The sequence below is a fragment of the Oleiphilus sp. HI0128 genome (genome assembly GCF_001635365.1).
This window is the reverse complement of sequence record NZ_LWGG01000117.1, coordinates 1-1,328: the sequence shown is the minus strand read 5'-3', so window position 1 is coordinate 1,328 and position 1,328 is coordinate 1. Positions and strand designations below refer to the sequence as shown.

Annotated in this window: 2 protein-coding genes; both read left to right on the top strand. The window is 45.6% G+C overall.

All coding sequences use genetic code 11. The annotated features are described in order from the left end of the window. Positions 1–244 (top strand): hypothetical protein (locus A3763_RS27890; RefSeq protein ID WP_197482677.1); only part of this gene is annotated, 244 nt, incomplete at its 5' end. Continuing rightward, on the top strand, positions 241–1,328 hold a 1,088-nt coding region (locus tag A3763_RS01560; RefSeq protein ID WP_068759833.1), incomplete at its 3' end, for a histidine kinase dimerization/phospho-acceptor domain-containing protein. The genes A3763_RS27890 and A3763_RS01560, both read left to right, overlap by 4 nt.

Below are 1,328 nucleotides of genomic sequence, written 5' to 3'. Positions count from 1 at the left end.
GGTGGGTAGTGCTGTCCAGCTAAGCAACAAAGAAAAAGGTATTGTTCTTGAGATCGATGCCGATCAACCAAAATTACCTGTCGTAAAGGTTGTTTACGATATGGCAGGGATGGCGCATATTAAGCCCAAGGTGATTAACCTTGCAAAAATCAAGACAGATAAAGAGCTGTCGATTACTTCTGTCTTGGATCTAACCGTCCCAGGCGCTGACCCTGCACAGTTATTGCGAGTAGACCTTTCGTGAGTCCTTCTTTTGATATCACTTCTATTACCTTGGATGCTTTACCTGAAGGTGTGTTGCTTGTCGATAGTGACGGTTGTATTCAGTTCTTAAACAAGGCAGGCCAGGCCATGTTAGGCTGGGATATTGATGCTATTGCCGAAAAAGCAGCGGAGGGCGGTACTGCTCATGATCTATTTTGCCGTCATAGTATTTATACTCATCACGAAGCTGAGGAGTGCCCCTTGGCAAAACAGGGTGAAGCTCAGCTAGCGCCACAGGAATGCTATTGGACGCATAAGAATTCTGAAAACATTGCCGTCAGTTACCGTAGAAGTTATACCGATGATGGCAGCTGCATGATTCTTTTCACTACCTGCGAGCAGCAAGGCTTTCAGCTTGAAGAGCTCAAGAAGCTTTCATTTTTTACTGAAATAAATCCCTCCCCATTGCTGGAGCTTGATGATCAAGGCCTGATTCTTTTTAGTAACCCTGCAATGACTGATCTAATGCTTGAGTTTGGATTTGACGATGAAGGGGCGCCCGCTATTTTACCCAGAGATCTTGCTGCTCTGGTCGGCAAAGCAATAGAGCAGGGTGGTCTAGAGAATATCGAGTCTTCTGCAAATGCTGAAGAAAATAACGATAAGACATCACACTTTTTATGGAGTTTCCATATTAGTGATGGCAGTCAAGGTAGCGCAGTATTGCTTTCAGGGTTAGATGTGACCAGTAATAAAGAAATGGAACTTCAGCGTCAAGAGTTTGAACGAAGCCTGGAGCTCGAAAAAGAACGTACTCGAAAAGAATACTTGGCAATGATGGTGCATGAATTGCGCTCACCCTTGAATGCAGTTGTCGGTTACGCTGGCATTCTTAAATCAAAGTTGTCTAGTCAGTGTAGTGAAACGCAGCTATCTTTGTTCGACCGAATTATCGGGGGCGGTCAGCAGCTCGCTGAACAGATCAGCACGACTTTGGATTCTACGCGGGTAGAAGCTGGAAAGCTGGCTGCCGACATTTCCCGCTTCAATGCAGTGCCTGCGCTTGAAGAAGCGTGTGTACAAGGTGAAACCCTTGCCAAGAAAAAAGGCTTGGATTTTCGCTC